The organism is Sulfitobacter profundi (assembly GCF_042661425.1).
Lineage (GTDB): Bacteria > Pseudomonadota > Alphaproteobacteria > Rhodobacterales > Rhodobacteraceae > Sulfitobacter > Sulfitobacter profundi.
Genome location: NZ_JBHSWA010000001.1, coordinates 1,160,638 through 1,182,950, shown reverse-complemented (window position 1 = coordinate 1,182,950; position 22,313 = coordinate 1,160,638). Strand labels below are relative to the sequence as shown.

Sequence of the window (22,313 nt, the reverse complement as noted above, 5' to 3'; positions counted from 1 at the left end):
GGCCGCATCGCTGCGGCCCTTTCGCGTTTCTACCTAGTGGCGGATCACTCTTCTGCCCAAGCCATCCGCGCCGGGTGGTATTCAAACCCGATGTGGTGGGCGGCACCCACCAACCCCTCGCGGGTGTGGTTATAGAGCGAGCGCCAGTAAGGCTGGATCGTGACGCCATCGTCTTGCAGCATCTTCTCACCCTTCGCCATGATCTCGCGGCGCGCGTCGACATCGGCTGTGGCCAGCGCCTCGGAGAGCAGGGCGTCGAACTCGGGGTTGGCATAGCCAAACTCGTTCCACGCCTCGCCCGAGCGGTAGGCCAGCGCCCAGATTTGCACGCCCAGAGGCCGCGCGTTCCAGTTGGTGGAGGAGAAGGGGTATTTCACCCAGTCGTTCCAGAAGGTCGAGCCGGGCAGGATGGTCCGCTTGACCTTGATGCCCGCGTCACGCAGCTGCGCGGCCACGGCATCGGTCGTGTCCTTGCGCCACGCATCGTCGATCGAGAAGAGCTCATGCTCATAATCCGCCATCCCGGCTTCTTCCATCAGCGCGCGGGCGGCTTCGGGATCGGTCTTGGGCGGTTCGACCTCTGCATATTCGGGGTGCATCGGGCCGACGTGGTGGTTTTCGGCCACGATCCCGCGACCGGCATAGCCCAGTTCCAGCAGCACGGCGTTGTCGACCGCTAGTTGCAGCGCGTTGCGCACACGCTTGTCTTCGTAAGGCTTCATGCCGTCGATTTCGGCCAATTGGTTGGGGCGGATCACGATGGTCGCCGCCGTGGCGATCTCGTTCTCGATCCAACCGTCGAGCGTGCTCATCACGTCGATGTATTCGCCTTCCATGGAGTAGAAAGCGTCGACCTCTTCGGCCTCGGCAGCGGCGATCCATGCGGAAGGGTCGGTGCCGTAGTCGATGTATTCCAGACGGTCGATGTAGGGCCCGCCAAAGACTTCAGTGCCCCACCAAGTGTGGTCGGGATTCTTCACCAGCACGCTTTTCACGCCCACTTCGAGCGATTCGGGCAGGTAGGGGCCGGTGCCCTTGGGGTTTTCCAACATGGTGTCGGGGTCGAAACCCTCGGGCGTGATCGCGGCGGGGTAATCGGCCATGCCGGGGATCAGCGTGATGTCGGATTTGGGCAGCTTCAGCTTGACGGTGTGGTCATCGACCACCTCAATCGCACCTTCGATCGCCTTGCCGGTCTCTTCGTCCACCAGCGTGGCGAAACGGCCCGCCATGGAGTTGCCTTCGAGCGATTTATCGCACCAGCCTTCGATGTTGCGCGCCACGTCCTGCGCGGTGAAGGGGGTGCCGTCGTTCCATGTCACGCCCTTGCGGACGTTCAGCGTGTATTCGGTGGCGTCATCGCTGATCTCCCAGCTTTCCAGCAGGCCGGGGGTGAAGGTGCCGTCGTTCTCCCAGATGGCGAGATACTCCAACCAGCCGCGGCTGAAGTTGGCGATTTGCGACCAGTCATAGGTGCGCGGGTCTTTCAGGGCACGCACCTCCATCTGCATCCGCACGGTGCCGCCTTCCTTGAGGTTGGCATGGGCCGCCGCACGCGCGGGCGCGGCCATGCCAAGCATCCCGTAGGCTGTGGCGGACGTGGCCCCGAAGGCGCTCGCAATCGCCAGAAACTCGCGTCTGCTGACGGGGTCTTTCTTGGCGTTCTCGGCTGATGTCAGCACGGATTGCGGCAGCGGTTTTCCGGTGCGTGTCAAAAATTCCATGATTTTCCTCTCTGTTGGTGCGCTGGCCGTGGCCGTCGCGGATCCCCACTTTTAAGGGTGGGGCAGGTGATGCAGTTGACCTGCTTTTGTCGCCTCTTGAGGTGGGCGCGGGGTGTTTAGTCTGCCGATCAGGCGCGTTGCGTCAAGCCTGTCGCGGGAAGTTGAGGAGCAAGTTAGCGCAGGAAACCGTCCCGGCAAGCGGGGTGGCCGGGAAAAACCACTGGTAAAATGGCGGTTTAGGCCAGATCACGCGCCGCTTTGAAAAGCGTCTCAAGCCGGGCGGGGTCGCCGACCTCATTGGCCAGCATCAGCACCAATCGCGCGTTCAGGGCGTGGCTTTCCGCCTCGCTCAGCCCTTCGTGAGCGGCCATGAGCGCGGCATAGACGGTGTCGCCCTCGGCGCCGAGGTTGTCTTGAAGGATCATGCGGTGGCTCCTTTCGCGTAGTCTAAAGCGCCGTCAAAGGCACGGGCAAAAGCGCGGGAAATCGCGGCCCTGTCGGGCTGGTCGAAGACGGCGCAGACATGGCCATCGGGGCGCAGCAGATAGAGGAACCCGCTGCCATAGCGCCGCTGTGCATGGCCATCTTTGCCCTGAAAACAGGGATAGGCACCCTGCGATTGGTCGATGCCGATACGCCTCAGGCCGGGGATATCCGGGGCCGTGATCCCGCCGACCGCGAGCAGGGTGAACTGGCCCTGAACCTCCCCCAGCAGCCAGCGATCCCCCGCAGGTCCGGCAAGCGGCGCGTCGATCAGCGCGCTGCCGGGGCGCAGGGGGCGTCGCCTGCAGTTTGCAGCGGGCTATGGGCCAGCGTGCAGGGTTGTGAGAGGCGGCCTGAGTTGATCAGTTTGCGGGCGAAAGGATGACGCGCGGCGAGGGTCAGCACCTCATTGCGAAACAGGGTTTCGATGGGCGATTTGGGGGTCATGAAATTGGTCGCGCGGGCGGAGTTGCGCATGTTCTCATCCGCGCCATGCCCGCGTTCGATGTCATAGCTCTCGATCAGGCTGGCGGGCGCGTCGCCCTGCACGACAGCGGCGAGTTTCCAGCCGAGGTTGTCGACATCCTGCACCCCGCCATTGCCGCCCCGTGCGCCAAACGGGCTGACCACATGGGCGCTGTCCCCGACAAAGACCACGCGGCCCTGCACGAACTTCTCCAACCGAGCGCAGCGGAACTTATAGACGCTCATCCAATCCAGTCGGAAAGGCGCATCGCCCAGCATCTGCTTCAGACGCGGCACGACTTTCTCTTCGGTCGCCTCGGCCTTCGGGTCGGTCTCTGGCCCCAGTTGCAGATCGATGCGGTAGATGTTGTCGGGCTGTTTATGCAGCAGCGCGGATTGGCCGTTGTGAAAGGGTGGGGCGAACCAGAACCAACGCTCGGGCGTGTCATGGTCGCCAAAGGGGAGGTTTCCATCTCTACGTCGGCGATCAGGAAATGTTCGTCAAAGGTCTGGCCCTCGAAAGGCAGTCCCATGCGTTTGCGGGTCGCGGAACCCGCGCCGTCGCAGGCGATGTACCAGTCGGTTTCCAGTTGGTACGGGCCGTCCGGCGTCTCAACCGTCAGTTCGACGTGATCGGCGTGGCCTTTGTGATTGGTCACCTTGTTGAGAAACCGCAGGTCGATTAGGTCGGGGAAATCTTGTGCGCGTTCAACAAGGTACTCTTCGACATAGTATTGCTGGAGGTTCACGAAGGCCGGGTATTTATGCCCCGGTTCGGGCAGCAGATCGAAATTATAGACCTCCCTCTCGCCGTGAAACTGGCGGCCCACTTTCCATGTCACCCCCTTATCCAGCATCCGCTCGCCGATGCCCAGCCTGTCGAAAATCTCCAACGTTCGTTTCGCCCAGCAGATCGCGCGAGAGCCGAGGGAGACGACATTGTTGTCATCCAGCACGACCGATTTGACCCCGCGCAGGGCCAAGTCCACCGCCATCGACAGCCCGATGGGGCCGGCGCCCACGATCACCACCGGGTGCCGTGGCTCGGGCGCGGTGAGGCCGGGCGGGGGGCTGTAGGGGAAGGGGTGTAGGCATAGGCCATGGCGGTTTCCTCAGACAAGAGCGCGCAAAAGCAGCAGGACAAGCAGGGCCAGCGTGGTCAGCGTCACCCGTCGGCGCGACTTGCGGTGCTCTGGCGCGCGGAGCATCTTTGACCAAACCTGTGCCGTATCGCGCAGCCCGGCGTAGGGCTGCCCGCTCCGGCGCGCAGCTTGACGGCGGTGATCCATCACCAGTGCAAAGACCAGATAGAACCAGAGCGCCAGCGCCAGTATGATCAGGCCGGTAAGGAGCGCGGGCAGGGGCATCAGTCCGACAGCGCCTCCCACATCTCTTTGTCGCGCTTAGCCGTCCAGATGCGCGGCGTGTCGATGTCGAGCGCTTCGTCATAGGCGCGGGCGACGTTGAAGGGCAGGCAGTGCTCATAGATTGCATAGTCGCCGAATTTGGGGTCGCATTCGGCGCGCACGGCGTCCCATGCCTCTTTCAAGGTGCCGCCGCGCAGGGCCACGCGGGCCGCCGGACGGTAGGTGGAGCGCACGAAGTCTGCGGTGCTGTCAATCGCGGCATTAACCATCTCGCGGCCCACCAGCGCGTCGCCGCGACCCGGCGCGATGGCGTCGAGGTCAAAGGCGCGGATGCGTTCCAGCGTGCCGGGCCAGTCGTGAAAATGCCCATCGCCGCAGTAGCAGGCGGAGTGGTATTCGACGATGTCACCGGTGAACATGACGTTCTGATCGGGCACATAGATCACCGCATCCCCCGCCGTATGGGCGCGGCCCAACTGCATGATATCGACCCGGCGCTTGCCGAGATAGACGCTCATCCGGCCGTTAAAGGTGGTGGTGGGATAGGTCAGGCCGGGGATGCTCTCGTGGCCTTCAAACAGGCGGGGGAAGCGTTCAAATTCGCTGTTCCAATCTTCTTGGCCGCGCTCGGCGACCATGGCGCGGGCTTTCTCGGACATGATGATTTGCTGCGCGCCAAAGGCCGATGCCCCCAACACGCGCACGGCGTGGTAGTGGGTCAGCACCACATGGCTGATCGGTTTGTCGGTGACCGAGCGGACGCATTCGATGACCTTATTCGCCAGACGCGGTGTGGCCTGCGCTTCGATGATCATCACGCTGTCGTCGCCGATGATGACGCCAGAGTTCGGATCGCCCTCGGCGGTGAAGGCGTAAAGTCCCTCGCCCACCTCGGTGAAGGAGATTTCCTTTTCGGTCATGTCGCCTTGGGATGCGAATTGCTTGGCCATGTGATGTCCTTCTGTCTTGGTTTGTCTGCGCGGTTGCGCGGCCTGTTCAGGAAAAGTCGATTGCCGGGCGGATTTTGCCGGTGCAGCTGCCGAAACCCACGCGAAAGCCGTCGCCCTGCGCATGCCCGGTGAGGGTCAGCGTGTCGCCGTCTTCGACAAAGCTGCGGCTGCTGCCGTCTGCGAGGGTGATCGGCTCTTTGCCGCCCCATGACAGTTCCAGCAGTGACCCGCGTTGTGATTTTTCGGGGCCGGAGATGGTGCCGGAGCCCAGCAGATCGCCCGCGTTCATCGCACATCCCGAAGAGGCGTGATGGGTCAACTGCTGCGCGGCGGAATAATACATCTCGCGGTAGTTGGTGCGGGCGATTTCTTCGGCTCCGCCCCCTCGGGCTGGAGCAGCACCGACAGGTCAATGTCATAGAGGCCGGGTTTGGTTTCGCGCAGGTAGGGCAAGAGGTCCTTTTCGCGCTCAGGTGTCGAGGTGCGGAACGGCTCAAGCGCGTCGCGGGTCACGATCCAAGGAGAGATCGACGTGGCAAATGCCTTGGCCTGAAACGGGCCGAGGGGTTGGTATTCCCACGCCTGAATATCCCGCGCTGACCAGTCGTTGAGCAGCACATAGCCAAAGATCATCTCATCCGCCTCGTCGATGCTGACGGGCTGGCCCATCTCGGTCGAAGTGCCGACGATCGCGCCCATCTCAAGCTCGATATCCAGCCGCTGGCAGGGGCCGAAATGCGGCGCATCGGCGTCTGGGGCTTTTAGCTGGCCATTGGGGCGGGTGATCTCGGTCCCCGAAACGACGACGGTAGAGGCGCGGCCATTGTAGCCAATTGGAATGTGCAGCCAGTTCGGCGGCAGGGCGTTTTCGGCTCCGCGAAACATCGTGCCGACATTGGTCGCGTGATGCTTGCCCGCGTAGAAATCCGTGTATTCCGAGACCATCATCGGCATGTGCAGCCGCGCTTCGTCCATCGGTACCAGATGCGGCGCGACGGCGGCCTGATCCGGGGCATCCGCGCAGAGCAGTTCTACCAGCCGCGCCCGCAGGGAGGCCCATGCCGCTGGGCCAAGGTCCATCACATCGTTCCAATAGGGCACATCGAACACCGGCTCTTCGGCGAGGGTGATCAGCCCCTCTTCCTCCAAAGCGGCCATGTCGAGGATTTGATCGCCAATCGCCACGCCACAGCGCGCTTCCAGCCGATTGGTCGTGAAAACACCGTAGGGCAGATTGTTGAGGGGGAAATCGGTATCGGCGCTGTTGGCGCTTTCCACCCAAGAGGTCATCAGGGTCATGTCGGTCCTTTCAGGGGGCAGGCGGGCTTACTTCTTGCCAGGTGTGCCGTCGAATTTCTTCTCAAGGCTCTCCCAGCAGTCGATGTAATCGTCCTGCAGGGGTGCTTCTTTGGCGGCGAATTCGGTCAGATGCTGCGGGAAGCGGGTCTCGAACATGAAGGACATTGTGTTGTCGAGCTTATGCGGCGCAAGCTCGGCGTTTGACGCCCCTTCGAACGCATTCCGGTCCGGCCCATGCGGTAACATCATGTTGTGCAGGGACATCCCGCCGGGGATGAACCCCTTGGGCTTGGCGTCATACTGACCGTGAATATTGCCCATCAGCTCAGACATGATGTTTTTATGATACCACGGCGGGCGGAAGGTATCTTCGGCCACCATCCAACGGTCGCGGAACAGCACGAAGTCGATGTTGGCGGTGCCTTCGACGCCCGAGGGCGCGGTCAGCACGGTAAAGATTGACGGATCGGGATGGTCAAAGAGCACCGCGCCCACGGGGCAATAGGTGTTCAGGTCGTATTTCACCGGGGCGTAGTTGCCGTGCCAAGCCACCACGTCGAGCGGCGAATGCCCGATCTTGGTCTCATGGAACTGGCCGCACCATTTGATCGTCACGGTCGAGGGCGCCTCGCGGTCTTCAAAGGCGGCCACGGGCGTCTTGAAATCGCGCGGGTTCGCCATGCAGTTCGCGCCAATCGGGCCGCGTGCTGGCAGGTGGAACTTCTGGCCATAGTTCTCACAGACAAACCCCCGCGCCGGCCCCTCCAGCACTTCGACACGGTAGACCAGCCCACGCGGGATGATGGCGATCTCCTGGGGGGCGATGTCCATCACGCCCAACTCGGTGCAAAAGCGCAGCGTGCCTTCCTGCGGGACGATCAGCAGCTCGCTGTCGGCGGAATAAAAATAGCTGTCCACCATGCTCTCGGTGACCAGATAGATATGGCTCGCCATGCCGATCTGCGTGTTCACATCCCCCGCCGTGGTCATGGTGCGCATGCCGGTAAGCCACGTCAGCGGCGCGTCGGAATGCGGCACCGGATCCCAGCGGTATTGGCCAAGGCTGGTCACATCCTGCGGCTGATGCGGGGCGGATTTCCAATAGGGCAGATCGATCCGCTCATACCGCGACGAGTGTTTGACCGAGGGCCGGATGCGGTAGCACCACGTGCGCTCGTTCTGATGAGACGGCGCGGTAAAAGCGGTGCCCGAAAGCTGTTCGCCATAGAGGCCGTAGTTGCATTTCTGCGGGGAGTTCATGCCCTGCGGCAGCGCGCCGGGCAGGGCCTCCGTCTCAAAATCATTGCCAAAACCGGGCATGTAGCCCGGATGCGTGCCCGAAGTGGTGGCCGCGCTGGTCATCGTCGTTGGCTTTGAATGGCTGGTCATCTGTGCCCCCTTGCAGAATCTGTTGCGACTGTAATAGTTGGATTTGTAACTAACAAGCGGTGTAGCATGGCGGACGACGACTTTCAGCTTCAGTATTTTCTGCCCTACCTGTTGAACCAAGCGGCAGAGGCCTCTTCGCTTGAGTTTCAGCAGATCTACAAAAGCCGCTATGGGATGCTGCGCACCGAATGGCGGGTGCTGTTCCACCTCGGGCTCTACGGGCAACTCACGGCGAGTGAGATCGGCCAGCGCGCGCGGATGCATAAGACCAAGATCAGCCGCGCCGTGCACCGCCTGACGGAACGGCGCTTTGTCACCCGCACCCGCGACGATGGGGATCGCCGGGTAGAGCATCTGTCGCTGACCCGGCAGGGCCAAGCGGCCTATGACGATCTGCGCGCGGTGGCGCAGCGCTATAATGCCGCGCTCATGGACACGCTCGACCCTGCCGAGGCGGCGGTGCTGCGGCGGGCGCTGCTCAAGCTTTCGGATGTGGCGCAGGGGGCTTTACTTAGGCTGCGGAAATCGCCACCGATGGCGCATGACAGATCAGACCAAAGGCCTCCTGCTCACCTTTTTCGGGGTGATGTGCATCGTTCCCGAAGCGCTTTTCGTGCGCGTCATCGACGCGCCGATGCTGACGCTGGCGTTCTGGAAGGTGACCCTCGTGGGATTGGCGATTGGCACAGGGTTGCTACTGGCCCAAGGCACCGCGCCCTTCCGCGCCCTGCGCCGCGCGGGGTGGGCCAGCGCGATTTACGTCGGCGGCGTGGCCTGCGCCGGGGTCGGCTTTGTGCTGGCGGTGCGCCTGACTTCGGTGGCGAATGTGGTCTTTATCCTCGCCTCATTGCCCGTCTTCGCGGCGATCTACAGCAAGGTGTTTTTGGGTGAGCCGATCAGCCGACGCATGTTCTTTACCATCGCGGCGGTGCTGGCCGGGCTTGCCGTGATCGCCTTTGGCTCGGGCGAGACCGAAAATGCCTCTCGCGCGGGGGACCTGTTGGCGCTGTCGATCTCGGCGATCTTTGCCGGTGCGCTGACTGCGGCGCGTCACGCACGCGCGGTGTCGATGGTGCCGGCGGTTGCGCTGGCCTATCTGCTGGCCGGAGCGGTGCTGCTGCCCGTGGCGCAGCCCCTGCAAATGCCCGCCGCAGAACTGCCGCAGATGCTGCTCTACGCGGTCTTTATGGCCGCCAGCGCGGGGCTCATCGCGCTCGGGCCGCGCTATATCTCAAGCGCGGAAGTCGGTCTGTTGGTCCTGTTGGAATCCGTGCTTGCCCCGCTGCTGGTCTGGGCGGTGCTGGGCGAAGATCCGGGCATCTACGGGCTGATCGGCGGCGGCATCGTCGTGGGCGCGCTGTTCCTGTCGAACCTCATTGCCCTGTCACGCCGCCGCCGTGTCGTGCCGCCGCTGCCTCATCACTAACCTCAAAAGTCGGGGGTGACGCCCGGCAGGTCCAACGCCTTGATCAATTCGCGCAGTTCCTGACGCGCAGCGATGTTGGAGATATTGAGCTGTTTCACCCCGATATCTTTGAGGTCCAGCAGCGTTAGGCCGCGCGGAAAAAGCTCCCGAAAGATCACCCGCTCATTGAACCCCGGTGCGGTGCGAAAGCCGATCCGCTTGCTGAGATTGCCAATCGCCCGCTCCATCTTTTCTTTGTTCACCATCCGCTGCGCACCCAGACGGTTGCGCACCACGACCCAGTCAATCGCCGAAAGCCCGGCCTGCGCGCGCAGCTGCCGCGCATTCCAAACCATCTCGGAATAGACCGATGGCCCGGTGATCTTTTCCCCATTGGCATCGATATGGGCCAGCAGGTCAAAGTCGATGAAACTGTCGTTAAGCGGGGTGATCAGCGTGTCCGCCAGCGAATGCGCGACCTGGCTCAACCGGGTATGAGAGCCGGGACAGTCGATCAGAATGAAATCATTGTCCGGCTCTAACTCCGCCACAGCCGCGCTGATACGGTGGTCATACATGTTCTCGCCGGGGCGCAGGCTGCTGGCCTCCACATCCGGCAATTCGCAAAGCGTCGGACTGGCAAGCGTCAGACCGGACTCGCGCATGAAATCGCGGCGGTTCTCAATATAGCGGCCAAAGGTCCGCTGCCGCAAGTCGAGGTCCAGCCCGCTGACCTTATGGCCAAGGCGCGCCAAGGCCGTCGCCACATGCATGGAAACGGTCGATTTGCCCGCGCCGCCTTTTTCGTTACCGACGACGATTATATGCGCCATACTGCTGTCCCTTCGCGCCTGCCCTTCAAAGCAGGATATTGTTGAGCCGCACTATATGTAGGGTTCTCCGCTTTGGAAAGTGGCGAGGCGGCTTGTTCAGCCCGACCGTGGCAGCGCTGCCGCGTTTGGACAACAGAGGGATTTGCCCTATTTTCACCATCTAAGGCGCAGTGTAACACCGCGCCTTACCGCCCTGACTGGCGGTCCAAGTAACCGTTCAATCAAGGCCCCCTTATGGCAGATCACAACCCCGGCACATCCAGCAGTTCAAAACCGACGACCGCGCGCAGCGTGCTGCCGTCTTTGGGCGCAGTGATCGCGGAATTCGCGCTTGTCTGCCTGCTGGTGGCTCTGGTGCCGGTCACGGTTTACCTTGATACAGCCGTTCTGGGCGATGGCGTCTCCGAAGACTCGCTGACAGAACATCTGCACAATACTTTCCTCGCTATTGCGGCTGCCATCTTCATGCTGGGCGCTTACAAACATGTGGGCATGCGGGGGTACCTCACACTGGTGGCCACGCTCTTCGCCTGCATGTTCCTGCGCGAATATGACGCCGCGCTCGACCGTATCCAGCACGGGTTCTGGATTTACCCCGCCCTCGTGACACTGGCCGTGGGCAGCTTCATCGCATGGCGCAATCGCGGGACAACGCTCCTGCCGATGCTGCACCATCTGCAAACCCGCTCTGCCACCTTTGTCTATATCGGCGTGGTGCTGCTGCTCTTTTTCTCGCGGACCTTCGGCACCGGCGCTTTGTGGGAGGCCGTCATGGGCGCCGCCTATGACCCCCAAGTCAAAACCACCGTGCAAGAGGGCACCGAACTGCTCGCCTACCTGCTGATTGCCTACGGCGCGGTGCTCTCGCACCTGCACGGCTACGGCGCCCAAGCCGCCCTACAAGAGCGCCGCCTCTAACCCCGGCAGCCAATGCAGGCGCCGTTCTCCACCGACGCGCAGCCCTCCCTCCTTTCATCCTTTTAAAAATACCGCCGCACCGCCTGCCACATACGCCCGGTCCCGGCCCCATCACCCCGAAACGCAAAAGGCGCGACCCATAGGGGCCGCGCCTTTGCATTCACAATGTAGGGTAGGCTTAGAAGCCCAGACCTGCATATTTGTTCTTGAACTTCGACACGCGGCCGCCGGTGTCCATGATGCGGCCAGTGCCGCCGGTCCACGCGGGGTGCACGGAAGGGTCGATGTCGAGCGACAGTTGGTCGCCTTCTTTGCCCCATGTCGATTTCATTTCCACAACAGTGCCGTCGGTCATCTTGACGTTGATGATGTGGTATTCGGGATGTGTATCGGTTTTCATCGACCAGTCCTTTATGCGTTCGCGCGGGGCTTGTAGTGGGCGTTTTCGACAATACGTGCGGATTTACCGCGACGGCTGCGCAGGTAGTACAGCTTGGCGCGACGCACGCGGCCACGGCGTACAACGGTGATGCTGTCGATGTTGGTCGAATGCAGGGGGAACACACGTTCCACGCCTTCGCCAAAGGAAATCTTGCGCACGGTGAAAGACCCGGCGATGCCGTGACCGTTCTTGCGCGAAATGCAGACGCCTTCGTAGTTCTGCACACGGGTGCGGGTGCCTTCGGTGACTTTAAAGCCAACGCGAACGGTATCACCAGCACGGAAGTCGGGGATCTCTTTCCCCAGTTCGGCGACTTGTTCCGCCTCGATCTCTGCGATCAGGTTCATCTGACCTATCTCCTATGATGTTCGCGGTATTCCACGAAATTATGTCGCGACCCAGAGCTTCGGGTTCTATCGGGCAGCGCCGGGATCATTCTCGATCACAAGGGCCCCCGCCGGAGGTATCATCGTCATTGCTTTATTCGCTTGCGCCTAAACGCAAAGCACCGGAGCCGCCAAAGCGATTCCGGATGCGCGGGGTATAGGGGGCAATCGCTAAAGGATCAAGGGGCTCTCGCCGCCTTGATCCCCAGTTTTGTAGCTCAGCGCGTCAGGCCAGCGCAATCACGCCCAAGACAACGAGCAGGAAAAGCACCAGCACGATGCCGATCAGCACTTTTGCCCCGGTCATCGCAGCCCCCGACACGCGACCAAAGCCCAAGAGAGCCGCCACAGCGGCGACGATCAGCAGAATGAGAATCAGTTCAAGCATTTGGTTTCTCCCTCCAATATGGGGGATCAACGCGCCGCGCGGGGGCGGGTTCCCTAGGGGTGGCTTGCTTAGTCTTTGCCCTCAAACGCGGCCCACATGTCGGGGCGGCGTTTGCGGGTCAGGTCTTCGGCCTGCGCTTGCCGCCATTTTGCGATCTCGCCATGGTTGCCCGACATCAGCACAGGGGGATTTCGCGCCCCTCCCATGTGGTGGGGCGGGTGTATTGCGGGTGTTCCAGAAGTCCCGAGGCATGGCTTTCATCTTCGATGCTGTCGGCATTGCCTAGTACGCCGGGCAGCAGGCGCACGGTGGCGTCGATCATCGCTTGGGCTGCCAGTTCGCCGCCCGTCATGACGAAATCGCCCAAGCTGACCTCGGTAATGCCGAAATGCTCAATCACCCGCTCATCGACCCCTTCAAACCGCCCGCAGAGCATCGTCACCCCTGCGCAGCTTGCCAAATCGCGCGCCATGGCCTGATCGAACCGCCGCCCGCGCGGCGACATGTAAAGGATCGGCCAGCGCCCATGAGCGTGGCTTTGCGCGCGGGCCAGAGCCGGGCCGACAACATCGGCGCGCATCACCATGCCCGCCCCGCCGCCCGCGGGGGTGTCGTCGACGTTGCGGTGTTTGCCGATGCCAAAATCGCGCAGGTCGTGGGTGTGCAGCTGCCAGCGGCCTTCGTGCAAGGCCTTGCCGGTCAGGCTGGCCCCCAGCACGCCGGGGAAGAGATCGGGAAACAGGGTCACGATCCGGGCTTGCCAGACATCGGCGTAATCGGGCGCGTCTTGCATCAATGCGCGGGGTTTCAGGCTGGGCCGTGCGCTTTGGCGTCCATGAGAGCGGGTGGGTTTCATGCGGTTCCTGCCTGTGTCAGTAGGGCGGTCTTGGCGCGGCGGCGCGCCTGAGGGTCATCGGGGTGTTGGCGGTTGGCGTCAAGCAGAGCCTGCAGAAGATCCGCAGGCAAGCGTCGGTTCTCGGGCGGTGGCAGCGTCAACTGCGCCATCACCTCGGGCGGCAGCTCGCACAGATCAAGCAGCGGGGTTGCCGGGCCAAGCGGCAGGTCGCGGCACGTCTCTAGCCGCGCGTGATGCACCGGGCAGGGCAGGCGGCGGGTGATTGTCTCGACCACCGTGTCCAAGTCTGCCGCAGGGGCGTAGCGGGCGGTGAACTCGGCAAGGTCCAACGTCATCGACGAGGCTTTGACATGTTCCCAATAGGCCGAAGCGATCCACTCCGCCGGGTCACGGGTCGAGAGGTAGACCATGATCTCTGCCCGAGGAAAGCGCTGGCGCAGGCTGCGGGTGAAGCTGTCCAACAACTCGGGCGCGGCGCTGTAATCGGCCAGATCGCCCCGGCCCGGCAAATGGCCCGCCAGTTCCTCAGCCGAGAGGATAAGCGTCCGGCGTGGCATCCGGGGCAGGGCGTCGAGCAAGGCGTCGAAGCGGTGTTCGGCCTTGAGCAGCGTAAGCGGATCGCGCCATGTGGAATAGCCGCGCGTGGCATGCAGCAGGTCTTTCATCTGCCAACGCAGGCGCAGCGCGACATGGGGTCTCAGCACGCTGCGGTTCGCGCGCAATGTGGCCTGAAGGGAACTGGTCCCGGTCTTGTGAAAGCCGGGATGCAGGATGATCCGGCGGGGCATCATCCGGCTCCGGTCTCAGCCATCCTTGCCATCCGGCAGCACGCCCAAGGGCGGGTCGGCGACGATCCGGCCCGAGGCAAGATCGACGGTCGGCACGGCGGCCTTGGTGAAGGGCAGGAAGGTGGTGGCCGAGGTGCCCGCCAATTGCAGTTCCAACAGATCGTCCGCCCCGTGGTTCTGCACCGTTTTCACGCGGCCCAGCAGCGCGCCGCCAGTGTCATAGACCTCAAGCCCGATGAGGTCGGCGTGGTAGAACTCATCATCCGGCAGACCGGGAAGTTGGTCGCGCGCGGCAAAGAGCGAGACACCGCGCATATCGTCGGCCTCTTCCTTGGTGGTGATCTCGGCGATGCGGGCGGCAAAGCCGTTCTTGACCGGGTGCAGCAGAGCAAGGGTGAAGGTCCGGCTGCCATCCTCGGTGCTCAGCGGGCGGTAGCCCTCGATGTCTGCGGGCACGGCGCAGTAGCTTTTCACGCGCACTTCGCCGCGCACGCCGTAGGCGCCCGCGATGGCACCGACACAGATCAGGTCTTGGTCACTCATTGCAACAACTCCGAATTCACGCAGATCGTCCCGGTCCATTCTCCGGCCCCGGCTTTGCATTCGTCCTGCATTAACTGCCGATCGTAGCGGATGCCAAGGACAAAGCCGAGCACGAGCACGGACAGAAGGAACAGTAGCTTTTTCATTAACGGGCCTCGACCTTCAGGTGCGGGGCGCGCACCTCCCACCCCTTGGTTTCCAGTTCCGGCGTCAGGCTGTTGTCCTCGGGCCAGCCCATACAAAGATAGGCCACCAGCGACCAGTCCTTTGGAACGGCAAGATCACGGTTCAGCCGCGCAGGGTCAAGCACGGAAACCCAGCCCAGCCCAAGGCCATGGGCGCGGGCGGTGAGCCACAAATAGTTGATCCCACCCACCACGGAATAGCGGCGCATCTCGGGCATTGTCCCGGCACCAAGGCCACTGCCCTTGTCGGTGCTTTCATCACAGTAAATCGCCAATTGCTCCGGCGCGTCGCTCATGCCCGAAAGCTTGAGCCCGGCATAGAGCGCGGCCTTGTCACCGTCATATCCGGCAAGGGCGCGGGCATTGGCTGTTTCGAAATTCTCAAGCGCGGCTTGGCGCGCGGTGTCAGATTGCACGCGGATGATCCGCCATGGTTCCGACAGGCCCACAGAAGGGGCGAAAGTAAAGCTGCCGAGGCAGGTTTGCACCAGTGCCTCGTCCAGCGGGTCTGTGCGAAAGCGGCGCACATCGCGCCGCCACCGCATCAGGTCGTGCAGCCCGGCACGGAAGTCTTCAGTGAATTCATCCATGCCGGGCGCTCGCAGCTTATTCTGCGGAAGCTTCTTCGGCAGGTGCGTTGGCGGCTTCAGCAGCGGCAGCGGCTTTGTCAGCCTTCTCTTGAACGCGCTCTTGGGCTTTCTTGCCCGGTGTGCCCTTCTTGGGGTTGTTACGCTCGGTCTTTTCGCGGACGCCAGCGGCTTCCAGCATGCGTGTCACACGCTCGGTCGGCTGGGCACCTTTGGCGATCCATGCTTCGATCTTTTCAACGTCCATCTTCACGCGGTCTTCGCTGTCTTTGGGCAGCAGCGGGTTGTATGTGCCCAGCTTCTCGATGAAGCGGCCATCGCGTGGCATGCGGCTGTCGGCTGCAACGATACGGTAGAAGGGGCGCTTTTTGGAGCCGCCGCGGGCGAGACGAATTTTCATGGCCATGATGAGTAGTCCTTTGAGTTGGTGTGCAGGGTGGGGGTGACCCCCGCCTTACGATTGGTGGCTTTTATGGTGCTGAATGACTTCAGCGATGATGAAGTTCAGGAACTTCTTGGCGAATTCGGGGTCGAGGTCGGCCTCTTTCGCCAAATCTTCGAGCCGTGCGATCTGGGCCGCTTCGCGGGCTGGATCGGACGGGGGAAGGTCGTGTGTGGCCTTGAGTTTCCCCACGGCCTGTGTGTGTTTGAACCGCTCGCCCAAGGTATAGACGAGGATCGCATCGAGCCGGTCGATCGAGGCGCGGTGCCCCTTCAACAGCTCGGCGGCGCGGCTGGCGGTATCTGTGGTGGTGTCGGTCATTTCTTCTTCCCGAAACCGCTGAGGCCGCCGGGCAGGCCCATGCCGCCGCCGCCCATGCCGCCCAGACCGCCGGGCAGCTTGCCGCCCATCTGCTTGGCCGCCGCTTCGAGTGCCTTGGGGTCCATCTGGCTTGGGTCCATGCCGCCGGGCATACCGCCTTTGCCCATCATGCCTTTCATGGCCTGCTTGAGCATGCCGCCTTTGCCCATTTTGCCCATCTTTTTCATCATGTCGGACATCTGGCGGTGCATCTTCATCAGCTTGTTGAGGTCAGAGACCTCCATGCCGGCACCGCGTGCGATGCGCTTTTTGCGGCTGGCTTGCAGCAGGGCAGGGTTGGCGCGCTCTTTCTTGGTCATCGACTGAATGAGGGCGATCTGCTGCTTGAGGATCTTATCGTCAAAACCAGCGTCTTCGACCTGTTTCGCCATTTTCCCCATGCCGGGCATCATGCCCATCATGCCCTGCATGCCGCCCATCTTGATCATCTGTTCAAGCTGCATCTTGAGGTCGTTCATGTTGAACTGACCTTTGGCCATGCGCTTCATCATCTTCTCGGCCTGTTCGGCCTCGATGGTTTCTTGGGCCTTCTCGACCAGCGCGACGATATCGCCCATGCCAAGGATGCGGCCCGCGATGCGCTCAGGCTCGAAGGTTTCGAGCGCGTCCATCTTTTCGCCCAGACCGACGAATTTGATCGGCTTGCCCGTCACGGCACGCATCGAGAGCGCCGCACCGCCACGGCCATCGCCGTCCATCCGGGTCAGGACGACACCGGTGATGCCGATACGCTCGTCAAAGTTCTCAGCGGTGTGCACGGCGTCTTGGCCGGTCAGGCCGTCGACGACCAGCAATGTTTCACGTGGATTGGCCACGTCGCGCACGGCTTTGACCTGCTGCATCAACTCTTCGTCGATGGACAGGCGGCCTGCGGTGTCGAGCATATAGACGTCATAGCCGCCCAAACCCGCCTGCGTCTTGGCGCGTTTGGCGATTTGCACGGGGCTTTCGCCTTTGACGATCGGCAGCGTGTCGACGCCGATCTGCGTGCCGAGGATGGCAAGCTGCTCCATCGCCGCGGGGCGGTTCACGTCGAGCGAGGCCATCAGCACACGCTTGCCGTCACGCTCCTTCAAGCGTTTGGCGAGCTTCGCGGTGGAGGTGGTTTTACCGCCGCCCTGCAGACCGACCATCAGGATCGGGGCGGGCGGGCTGTCGATTTTCAGCGCGCCGGGCTCGCCTTCGCCTTTCAGCACGTCGATCAGCGCGTCATGGACGATCTTGACGACCTGCTGGCCGGGCGTGACCGATTTGGTCACCGCTTGGCCGGTCGCCTTGTCCTGCACCGCTTTGACAAAATCACGCGCCACGGGCAGCGAAACGTCAGCCTCCAGCAGGGCGACGCGCACTTCACGCAGGGCGGTTTTGACATCTTCGTCGCTGAGCGCGCCTTGTTTGGTCAGGCGGTCAAAGACACCAGAGAGCCGTTCGCTGAGATTTTCAAACATGGGCACAGGGCCTTTCGGGTCGGTTGCACTTGCCCCTACTTAAGGACGCGCGCGAAAATGCACAAATGCCCCAGTGGGCGCAACGCGCTGACTGGGGGCGATCCCGACGCCATGCCGGGACCGGAAGGCAATGCTTCCGGAGATTGAGGGGCGTTTACGCGCTGGCGCGGCGCGAGTCAAGCCGGGCAGGGCGGGCGGCAAAGTACCGCCATGCAAAAGCCGCGCCCCGGTGATGGGACGCGGCTGTTTCTGAGCGCGAGGCTGCTTAGGCCGCGTCGCGCAGCGCGTCGATCTGGGCGTTGGCGCGGGCGATGGTGCCTTCGGCGTCAACGGCCAATTGGTCCGCTGCGACGAAGGTCACATCGGTGATGCCCAAGAAACCCAGCACGAAGCGCAGATAGCCGCTGGCGAAATCGGCGGCGGAATCGATGCCGGTGCCACCAGAGGCGAAGGCGACGATCACGCGCTTGTTTTCCAGCAAGCCGACGGGGCCTTCTGCCGTGTAGTTAAAGGTCACGCCGACGCGGGCGATCAGGTCAATCCACGCTTTCAAAGACGCGGGGATGGTGAAGTTGTAGATCGGGGCGCTGATGACGATGGTGTCGGCGGCTTGGACTTCGGCGACCAGCGCGTCGGAGAGGGCGAGGGCTTCTTGATCCAAGGTGCTGCGCTCATCGACGGGTTTCACGCGGGCGCTGGCCCACGTGGAATCGATCAGCGGCAGGGGCTCGGTGGCGATGTCGCGGGTAACAACGTCACTGTCGCCGAGGGTGGAGATGATGCGGTCTGTCAGCTTACGGGTGACAGAGTTCTCGCGGTTCACGGATGTTTCGATACGCAGGGTGGCCATTTGGCGGCTCCTTGTTCCAAGGGTCAATCTGATGACATGGAATTGGGCATTGTGCTCCCGAACGCAACTGCCAGAATGAGCGTGACCATGTTCGTAAATGCACAAGTCAGGAAGGCAGGGTGAACCATGGACAATTGGGATGAGATCAGGACGGCCTATCAGGTCGCGCAGCTTGGCACCGTCAGCGGCGCGGCAGAGGTGTTGGGCGTGCATCATGCCACCGTTATCCGCCATATCGATGCCTTAGAGGGGCGGCTTGGCGTGAAGTTGTTCCAGCGTCACGCGCGCGGCTATACGGCGACCGAGGCGGGCGAGGATCTGCTGCGGGTGGCGCGGGCCACGGATGATCAGTTCAGCCAATTGGCCGGGCGGATCAAGGGGCGCGGCAGTGACGTGTCAGGCGAATTGGTGATCACGTCGCTTGATTTCCTTGCCCCGCAACTGGCGCCATTGCTAAGCGAATTTCAGCGCCAGAACCCTGAGTTGGTCGTGCGTTACCTAATCGGGGATCGCCTGTTCCGGCTGGAGTATGGTGAGGCGCATGTCGCCATCCGCGCCGGGGCCGCGCCGGACCAGCCCGACAATGTGGTGCAGCCCTACGCCCAACTGGCGGTCGGGGCCTATGCGAGCCGGGATTACGTGGCGCAATTCGGCATTCCGCAGGGGCCGGAGGACTACCACAAGCACCGCTTCATCGCAGCCGATAACCGCGATAGCCGCGCGCCCTATCACAAGTGGCTCTGGGCCACGGTGCCAGAGGAAAGCGTGACGTGGCGCAGCACCAGCGGCGCGGCGATGGAGGCCGCCTTGCGGGCCGGGGCGGGGATCGGTGGGCTGCCCGCCGCCATGGGGCGCAACGATCCGCAGTTGGTTGAGATTCATGCCCCGCGCCCGGATTGGAGCAGTGCTCTGTGGTTGGTCACCCATGTTGATCTGCACCGGACCAGTAAGGTGCAGGCGGTGCTGCGGTTCCTGAAGGAACATGCCGAGGATGCGGTCACATGTCCCGAATAAGCGCTTCGGCGCAGGGGCATCTGGCGATGCTCTGTTTCTCGGCGCTGGTGGCGGGGTCATTCTCGCTCGGGGCGCAGGTGGCGAATGAGATCACGCCCACGGCTCTCAATGCCGTTCGGTTCGCCTTGGCGGCGGTATTGGTCGGCGCGCTGGCGTGGGGGCGGGGCGATATCAAGCGGGCAGGCTTTGCAGCACCTTGGCGCTATTTCGTGTTGGCGGGGCTCTTTACGCTCTATTTCGTGTTGATGTTCGAAGGGCTGAAGACCGCGCCGCCGGTGGCTGCGGCGGCGGTCTTTACCCTTGTCCCGGTCATGGCGGCGGGCTTTGCATGGGCATTGGTGCGGCAGATCATGACGCCGCGCATGGCGCTGGCATTGACGATCGGCGGGGCCGGGGCGCTGTGGGTGATCTTTCGCGGCGACCTCGCGGCGCTGTTGGCGTTCGACATCGGCCGGGGGAGGCGATCTATTTCGTCGGCTGCATCAGTCACGCACTTTATACGCCCATGGTGCGGCGGCTGAACCGAGGCGAGAGCGCGGTGATGTTCACCTTTGGCACCTTGCTGGCGGGAACGGTGCTGTTGGGGCTGTACGGCTGGCAGGATATCCGCGCGACGGACTGGGGTGCGCTTCGGCCCTTGGTCTGGATCACTATCCTATACGTTGCGGTCTTTGCCACGGCGGCCACGGTGGTTCTGTTGCAATTCGCGGCGCTGCGGCTGCCCTCGGCGAAAGTGATGGCCTATACCTATCTTACGCCAAGCTGGGTGATCCTGTGGGAGTTGGGTTTTGGCAATGCCCTGCCGGGCGGGCTGATTTGGGGTGGCGTCCTACTGACCATTCTGGCGCTTTACCTGCTGCTCCGCGACGACAGCGCGGAAAAATCACAAAAATTCAAAAAGATGCAGATTTGATGGAACCGGACCGCGTGATCCCGCGTTGGGGCGTGAAATCAAAGTGAAGGACACAACCATGCGTAGTATTATTTACCTGATCGGGTTGATCGTAGTGGTATTGGCTATTTTGCGTTTTGCATTCGGCGTCATCTGACCGTCGATTGATCCTCCCCTTGTCTTATTTACCTCGTGGCAAGGGGGGATCACTCTCACTCTACTCAGACCCTGAGCGCGTCACGCCTTCCGCAGTCTCAGGCAGTTCGATTTCCAAAAATCGCTCGAAGGCATCAAGGTTCACCGGCTCAAACTGCCCGAACCCCTGCATCCAGACCGACGCATTCCGCAAGGCATCCGGTTCCAGTTTGCACCACTTCACACGGCCCCGCTTTTCCTGACTGATCAGCCCTGCCGCCGTCAGCACGCCCAGATGTTTCGAGATCGCGGCCAGCGACATCTCGAACGGCTCGGCCACGTCGGTCACGGCCATATCATCCTCCAGCAGCATCGCGAGGATGGCGCGGCGGGTGGGGTCCGCAAGGGCGGCAAACACCTGATCTAGGTCTTGGGTCATGTGCCTGCATAGCGCGGGGCGCGGGGGTGGGAAAGCGGCCATTGCGGCTAACTTAACCACCGGGTTGAATAAGCATCCGGCGCGGTTTCACTGGGATTTGCTTGCGCTGTTTCAAGGGTGCCACCGTCTCGCTCCGGCTAACCTACTGTAAAGGCGCGAAAACCTGCTACGCCCAAGGTTGTTGACTCTAACCCGCCCTGACAGTAGCACCGCAGCAGATATTCCTAAGGGGATTTTGGTGTGACCAGCCCGGACCAACGGCAGCAGATGGAGCAGCTTGAGGCCAAACTGGCGGCTGCGAAACAACGCGGCGCACCCAAGCCCCGAGCGGATGAGCATTATTCTCAGGCCAATATGGCATGGCGGATGGTGATCGAACTTGTGGCCGGTCTTGGGATCGGTTTCGGCATCGGATACGGGCTTGATGTGCTTTTTGGCACGCTGCCCATTTTCATGGTGCTATTTGTAATGCTGGGCCTTGCGGCGGGGGTGAAGACGATGCTCCGCACCGCTGAGGAAATCCAGAGCAAACAACAGGCCGAACCGGCCGAACAGGATACGCCCCATTCGGGCAAGGACGAGGGAGCCTGAGATGGCAACAGAGATAGACGGTGCCGCAGCAGGCGGTCTGGAATTCCACCCGATGGACCAGTTCATCGTATCGCCGCTTTTCAGCGACGATGCTTCCGTTGCTTGGTACACCATCACCAACGCCACCTTCTGGATGGCGCTGGCGGTTCTGGCCACCTTCGCGATGCTCGTTCTGGGCAGCGCGCGCCGCTCGGTCGTTCCGGGCCGGATGCAATCGGTTGCAGAACTGGCTTACGGCTTCATCCACAAGATGGTCGAAGACATCTGCGGCAAAGAAGGGCTGAAGTTCTTCCCCTATATCATGACCCTGTTCATGTTCATCGTCATGGCGAACTTCCTTGGTCTGATCCCGACAGCCTTTACCCCCACCGCGCATTTCTCGGTGACCGTGGTGCTGGCGCTGGCCGTGTTCATCACCGTGACCGTCGTGGGCTTCGTCAAGAACGGCGCGGCATTCCTGAGCCTCTTCTGGGTGTCTTCGGCCCCTCTGGCGCTGCGCCCGGTGCTGGCGATCATCGAATTGATCAGCTACTTCGTGCGCCCGGTTAGCCACTCCATTCGTCTGGCGGGTAACGTCATGGCGGGCCACGCGGTTATCAAAGTTTTCGCCGGTTTCGCTGCCATCGCAGTGATCTCTCCGGTGTCGGTGCTCGCGATTACCGCGATGTACGGTCTCGAAGTGCTGGTGGCCTTTATCCAGGCCTATGTCTTTACCATCCTGACATGCGTGTACCTCAAGGACGCGCTGCACCCCGCACACTAACAACCCCAACAACGGCGGGGCTTCCCGTCAAAGTTTTAACTTCCAATCGTAAGGAGATACCCCCATGGAAGGTCAACTCGCACATATCGGCGCAGGCATTGCAGGTCTCGGCACGGGCATCGCAGCCCTGGGTGTCGGCAACGTTGCCGCCAACTTCCTGTCCGGCGCTCTGCGCAACCCGTCGGCAGCCGCAAGCCAGACAGCGACCCTGTTCATCGGCATCGCGTTTGCAGAAGCTCTGGGGATCTTCTCGTTCCTCGTCGCTCTGCTGCTGATGTTCGCTGTCTAAGCTCTCGGAACTGTAATCCTTACGAGCGGGCAGGCGCGCATCGCCGTGTCTGCCCGGCTGT

Annotated in this window: 24 protein-coding genes and 5 pseudogenes; 8 read left to right on the top strand and 21 right to left on the bottom strand. The window is 62.2% G+C overall.

Annotation, left to right across the window (positions count from 1 at the left end):
* Window positions 1–44: 44 nt before the first annotated feature.
* From ACFQAU_RS06240 to hmgA, 7 genes and pseudogenes are all read right to left on the bottom strand, one after another.
* Complete coding sequence (locus ACFQAU_RS06240) at window positions 45–1,724, bottom strand: ABC transporter substrate-binding protein (protein ID WP_132443772.1); 1,680 nt, start codon at window positions 1,722–1,724, stop codon at window positions 45–47.
* Between the two features lie 236 nt (window positions 1,725–1,960).
* Window positions 1,961–2,149, bottom strand: coding sequence for a DUF2783 domain-containing protein (locus ACFQAU_RS06235; protein WP_132443771.1), 189 nt, complete (start codon window positions 2,147–2,149; stop codon window positions 1,961–1,963).
* 328 nt (window positions 2,150–2,477) lie between these two features.
* Window positions 2,478–3,667: pseudogene (locus tag ACFQAU_RS06230) on the bottom strand (FAD-dependent monooxygenase).
* Between the two features lie 117 nt (window positions 3,668–3,784).
* Window positions 3,785–4,039, bottom strand: a complete 255-nt coding sequence (locus tag ACFQAU_RS06225; RefSeq protein WP_067627169.1) for a hypothetical protein — start codon at window positions 4,037–4,039, stop codon at window positions 3,785–3,787.
* Entirely contained in the window at window positions 4,039–4,989 is a 951-nt protein-coding gene (locus ACFQAU_RS06220; protein WP_132443769.1) for an MBL fold metallo-hydrolase, read from the bottom strand. Before ACFQAU_RS06220 ends, ACFQAU_RS06225 begins: the two co-directional genes overlap by 1 nt.
* Window positions 4,990–5,035: 46 nt before the next feature.
* Window positions 5,036–6,288, bottom strand: a pseudogene (gene fahA, locus ACFQAU_RS06215) (fumarylacetoacetase).
* A 27-nt stretch (window positions 6,289–6,315) separates the two neighbouring features.
* Window positions 6,316–7,677: a homogentisate 1,2-dioxygenase gene (hmgA, locus tag ACFQAU_RS06210; RefSeq protein ID WP_132443767.1), complete on the bottom strand. Its 1,362-nt coding sequence runs from the start codon at window positions 7,675–7,677 to the stop codon at window positions 6,316–6,318.
* A 66-nt stretch (window positions 7,678–7,743) separates the two neighbouring features.
* Between hmgA and ACFQAU_RS06205 the strand changes: the two are divergent.
* Together ACFQAU_RS06205 and ACFQAU_RS06200 are read left to right on the top strand one after the other, a co-directional pair.
* A pseudogene (locus ACFQAU_RS06205) lies at window positions 7,744–8,172 on the top strand (MarR family winged helix-turn-helix transcriptional regulator); the annotation flags it as partial.
* 46 nt (window positions 8,173–8,218) lie between these two features.
* Entirely contained in the window at window positions 8,219–9,103 is an 885-nt protein-coding gene (locus ACFQAU_RS06200) for a DMT family transporter (protein WP_132443765.1), read from the top strand.
* A 2-nt stretch (window positions 9,104–9,105) separates the two neighbouring features.
* Here ACFQAU_RS06200 and ACFQAU_RS06195 read toward each other — a convergent pair whose 3' ends face one another.
* Window positions 9,106–9,915, bottom strand: coding sequence for a division plane positioning ATPase MipZ (locus tag ACFQAU_RS06195; protein WP_067627180.1), 810 nt, complete (start codon window positions 9,913–9,915; stop codon window positions 9,106–9,108).
* 234 nt (window positions 9,916–10,149) lie between these two features.
* Here ACFQAU_RS06195 and ACFQAU_RS06190 point away from each other — a divergent pair, with 234 nt between their 5' ends.
* Entirely contained in the window at window positions 10,150–10,833 is a 684-nt protein-coding gene (locus ACFQAU_RS06190; protein WP_132443764.1) for a hypothetical protein, read from the top strand.
* Between the two features lie 178 nt (window positions 10,834–11,011).
* Here the strand turns inward: ACFQAU_RS06190 and rpmE are convergent, their stop codons facing one another.
* From rpmE to ACFQAU_RS06130, 12 genes and pseudogenes are all read right to left on the bottom strand, one after another.
* Window positions 11,012–11,233 (bottom strand): 50S ribosomal protein L31, encoded by a 222-nt coding sequence (gene rpmE / locus ACFQAU_RS06185; protein WP_067262252.1) that lies wholly within the window; start codon window positions 11,231–11,233, stop codon window positions 11,012–11,014.
* Window positions 11,234–11,244: 11 nt separating this feature from the next.
* Window positions 11,245–11,622, bottom strand: coding sequence for a 50S ribosomal protein L19 (gene rplS / locus ACFQAU_RS06180; RefSeq protein WP_067627182.1), 378 nt, complete (start codon window positions 11,620–11,622; stop codon window positions 11,245–11,247).
* Between the two features lie 265 nt (window positions 11,623–11,887).
* The gene (locus ACFQAU_RS06175) at window positions 11,888–12,049 is read right to left on the bottom strand and encodes a DUF1328 family protein (protein ID WP_082849512.1); all 162 of its coding nucleotides are present in this window, start codon (window positions 12,047–12,049) and stop codon (window positions 11,888–11,890) included.
* A gap of 68 nt (window positions 12,050–12,117) precedes the next feature.
* Window positions 12,118–12,842: pseudogene (trmD, locus tag ACFQAU_RS06170) on the bottom strand (tRNA (guanosine(37)-N1)-methyltransferase TrmD).
* A gap of 59 nt (window positions 12,843–12,901) precedes the next feature.
* Window positions 12,902–13,696: a hypothetical protein gene (locus tag ACFQAU_RS06165; protein WP_386281207.1), complete on the bottom strand. Its 795-nt coding sequence runs from the start codon at window positions 13,694–13,696 to the stop codon at window positions 12,902–12,904.
* Window positions 13,697–13,708: 12 nt separating this feature from the next.
* Window positions 13,709–14,236 carry a ribosome maturation factor RimM gene (rimM, locus tag ACFQAU_RS06160; RefSeq protein ID WP_132443761.1) on the bottom strand — a complete coding sequence of 176 codons (528 nt, stop codon included), beginning with the start codon at window positions 14,234–14,236 and terminating at the stop codon, window positions 13,709–13,711.
* Window positions 14,233–14,382, bottom strand: coding sequence for a hypothetical protein (locus ACFQAU_RS06155; protein ID WP_162931880.1), 150 nt, complete (start codon window positions 14,380–14,382; stop codon window positions 14,233–14,235). Before ACFQAU_RS06155 ends, rimM begins: the two co-directional genes overlap by 4 nt.
* The gene (bluB, locus tag ACFQAU_RS06150; protein WP_132443760.1) at window positions 14,382–15,011 is read right to left on the bottom strand and encodes a 5,6-dimethylbenzimidazole synthase; all 630 of its coding nucleotides are present in this window, start codon (window positions 15,009–15,011) and stop codon (window positions 14,382–14,384) included. Before bluB ends, ACFQAU_RS06155 begins: the two co-directional genes overlap by 1 nt.
* A 16-nt stretch (window positions 15,012–15,027) precedes the next feature.
* Window positions 15,028–15,414 carry a 30S ribosomal protein S16 gene (gene rpsP, locus ACFQAU_RS06145; protein WP_067939640.1) on the bottom strand — a complete coding sequence of 129 codons (387 nt, stop codon included), beginning with the start codon at window positions 15,412–15,414 and terminating at the stop codon, window positions 15,028–15,030.
* Window positions 15,415–15,462: 48 nt separating this feature from the next.
* A complete protein-coding gene (locus ACFQAU_RS06140; RefSeq protein WP_120351902.1) occupies window positions 15,463–15,771 on the bottom strand; it encodes a chorismate mutase in 309 nt (102 codons plus the stop codon).
* A complete protein-coding gene (ffh, locus tag ACFQAU_RS06135; RefSeq protein WP_120351901.1) occupies window positions 15,768–17,279 on the bottom strand; it encodes a signal recognition particle protein in 1,512 nt (503 codons plus the stop codon). Before ffh ends, ACFQAU_RS06140 begins: the two co-directional genes overlap by 4 nt.
* A gap of 265 nt (window positions 17,280–17,544) precedes the next feature.
* Window positions 17,545–18,129 (bottom strand): FMN-dependent NADH-azoreductase, encoded by a 585-nt coding sequence (locus ACFQAU_RS06130; RefSeq protein WP_132443759.1) that lies wholly within the window; start codon window positions 18,127–18,129, stop codon window positions 17,545–17,547.
* A gap of 126 nt (window positions 18,130–18,255) precedes the next feature.
* Between ACFQAU_RS06130 and ACFQAU_RS06125 the strand changes: the two genes are divergently transcribed.
* Both ACFQAU_RS06125 and ACFQAU_RS06120 read left to right on the top strand, forming a co-directional pair.
* A complete protein-coding gene (locus ACFQAU_RS06125; protein WP_067627196.1) occupies window positions 18,256–19,143 on the top strand; it encodes a LysR family transcriptional regulator in 888 nt (295 codons plus the stop codon).
* Window positions 19,131–20,056, top strand: a pseudogene (locus tag ACFQAU_RS06120) (DMT family transporter). The gene ACFQAU_RS06125 and the pseudogene ACFQAU_RS06120 overlap by 13 nt, the downstream one beginning before the upstream one ends.
* Before the next feature lie 196 nt (window positions 20,057–20,252).
* Here the strand turns inward: ACFQAU_RS06120 and ACFQAU_RS06115 are convergent.
* Window positions 20,253–20,609: an ArsR/SmtB family transcription factor gene (locus ACFQAU_RS06115; RefSeq protein ID WP_067627198.1), complete on the bottom strand. Its 357-nt coding sequence runs from the start codon at window positions 20,607–20,609 to the stop codon at window positions 20,253–20,255.
* A 240-nt stretch (window positions 20,610–20,849) separates the two neighbouring features.
* On the opposite strand from ACFQAU_RS06115, the gene ACFQAU_RS06110 reads away from it, so the two are divergent.
* The 3 genes from ACFQAU_RS06110 to ACFQAU_RS06100 all read left to right on the top strand — a co-directional run bounded on the left by ACFQAU_RS06110 (window position 20,850) and on the right by ACFQAU_RS06100 (window position 22,252).
* Window positions 20,850–21,200 carry an AtpZ/AtpI family protein gene (locus ACFQAU_RS06110; protein WP_067937324.1) on the top strand — a complete coding sequence of 117 codons (351 nt, stop codon included), beginning with the start codon at window positions 20,850–20,852 and terminating at the stop codon, window positions 21,198–21,200.
* Window position 21,201: 1 nt separating this feature from the next.
* On the top strand, window positions 21,202–21,963 hold the full coding sequence (locus tag ACFQAU_RS06105) for a F0F1 ATP synthase subunit A (RefSeq protein WP_067937983.1): 762 nt from the start codon (window positions 21,202–21,204) through the stop codon (window positions 21,961–21,963).
* A gap of 64 nt (window positions 21,964–22,027) precedes the next feature.
* Window positions 22,028–22,252, top strand: coding sequence for a F0F1 ATP synthase subunit C (locus ACFQAU_RS06100; RefSeq protein ID WP_007118046.1), 225 nt, complete (start codon window positions 22,028–22,030; stop codon window positions 22,250–22,252).
* Window positions 22,253–22,313: the final 61 nt, after the last annotated feature.

Excerpts from the sequence above, each read along its gene's own strand:
- ACFQAU_RS06240 (WP_132443772.1), bottom strand. The coding sequence starts at position 1,724 with ATGGAATTTTTGACACGCACCGGAAAACCGCTGCCGCAATCCGTGCTG.
- ACFQAU_RS06235 (WP_132443771.1), bottom strand. The coding sequence starts at position 2,149 with ATGATCCTTCAAGACAACCTCGGCGCCGAGGGCGACACCGTCTATGCC.
- ACFQAU_RS06225 (WP_067627169.1), bottom strand. The coding sequence starts at position 4,039 with ATGCCCCTGCCCGCGCTCCTTACCGGCCTGATCATACTGGCGCTGGCG.
- ACFQAU_RS06220 (WP_132443769.1), bottom strand. The coding sequence starts at position 4,989 with ATGGCCAAGCAATTCGCATCCCAAGGCGACATGACCGAAAAGGAAATC.
- hmgA (WP_132443767.1), bottom strand. The coding sequence starts at position 7,677 with ATGACCAGCCATTCAAAGCCAACGACGATGACCAGCGCGGCCACCACT.
- ACFQAU_RS06200 (WP_132443765.1), top strand. The coding sequence starts at position 8,219 with ATGACAGATCAGACCAAAGGCCTCCTGCTCACCTTTTTCGGGGTGATG.
- ACFQAU_RS06195 (WP_067627180.1), bottom strand. The coding sequence starts at position 9,915 with ATGGCGCATATAATCGTCGTCGGTAACGAAAAAGGCGGCGCGGGCAAA.
- ACFQAU_RS06190 (WP_132443764.1), top strand. The coding sequence starts at position 10,150 with ATGGCAGATCACAACCCCGGCACATCCAGCAGTTCAAAACCGACGACC.
- rpmE (WP_067262252.1), bottom strand. The coding sequence starts at position 11,233 with ATGAAAACCGATACACATCCCGAATACCACATCATCAACGTCAAGATG.
- rplS (WP_067627182.1), bottom strand. The coding sequence starts at position 11,622 with ATGAACCTGATCGCAGAGATCGAGGCGGAACAAGTCGCCGAACTGGGG.
- ACFQAU_RS06175 (WP_082849512.1), bottom strand. The coding sequence starts at position 12,049 with ATGCTTGAACTGATTCTCATTCTGCTGATCGTCGCCGCTGTGGCGGCT.
- ACFQAU_RS06165 (WP_386281207.1), bottom strand. The coding sequence starts at position 13,696 with ATGATGCCCCGCCGGATCATCCTGCATCCCGGCTTTCACAAGACCGGG.
- rimM (WP_132443761.1), bottom strand. The coding sequence starts at position 14,236 with ATGAGTGACCAAGACCTGATCTGTGTCGGTGCCATCGCGGGCGCCTAC.
- ACFQAU_RS06155 (WP_162931880.1), bottom strand. The coding sequence starts at position 14,382 with ATGAAAAAGCTACTGTTCCTTCTGTCCGTGCTCGTGCTCGGCTTTGTC.
- bluB (WP_132443760.1), bottom strand. The coding sequence starts at position 15,011 with ATGGATGAATTCACTGAAGACTTCCGTGCCGGGCTGCACGACCTGATG.
- rpsP (WP_067939640.1), bottom strand. The coding sequence starts at position 15,414 with ATGGCCATGAAAATTCGTCTCGCCCGCGGCGGCTCCAAAAAGCGCCCC.
- ACFQAU_RS06140 (WP_120351902.1), bottom strand. The coding sequence starts at position 15,771 with ATGACCGACACCACCACAGATACCGCCAGCCGCGCCGCCGAGCTGTTG.
- ffh (WP_120351901.1), bottom strand. The coding sequence starts at position 17,279 with ATGTTTGAAAATCTCAGCGAACGGCTCTCTGGTGTCTTTGACCGCCTG.
- ACFQAU_RS06130 (WP_132443759.1), bottom strand. The coding sequence starts at position 18,129 with ATGGCCACCCTGCGTATCGAAACATCCGTGAACCGCGAGAACTCTGTC.
- ACFQAU_RS06125 (WP_067627196.1), top strand. The coding sequence starts at position 18,256 with ATGGACAATTGGGATGAGATCAGGACGGCCTATCAGGTCGCGCAGCTT.
- ACFQAU_RS06115 (WP_067627198.1), bottom strand. The coding sequence starts at position 20,609 with ATGACCCAAGACCTAGATCAGGTGTTTGCCGCCCTTGCGGACCCCACC.
- ACFQAU_RS06105 (WP_067937983.1), top strand. The coding sequence starts at position 21,202 with ATGGCAACAGAGATAGACGGTGCCGCAGCAGGCGGTCTGGAATTCCAC.
- ACFQAU_RS06100 (WP_007118046.1), top strand. The coding sequence starts at position 22,028 with ATGGAAGGTCAACTCGCACATATCGGCGCAGGCATTGCAGGTCTCGGC.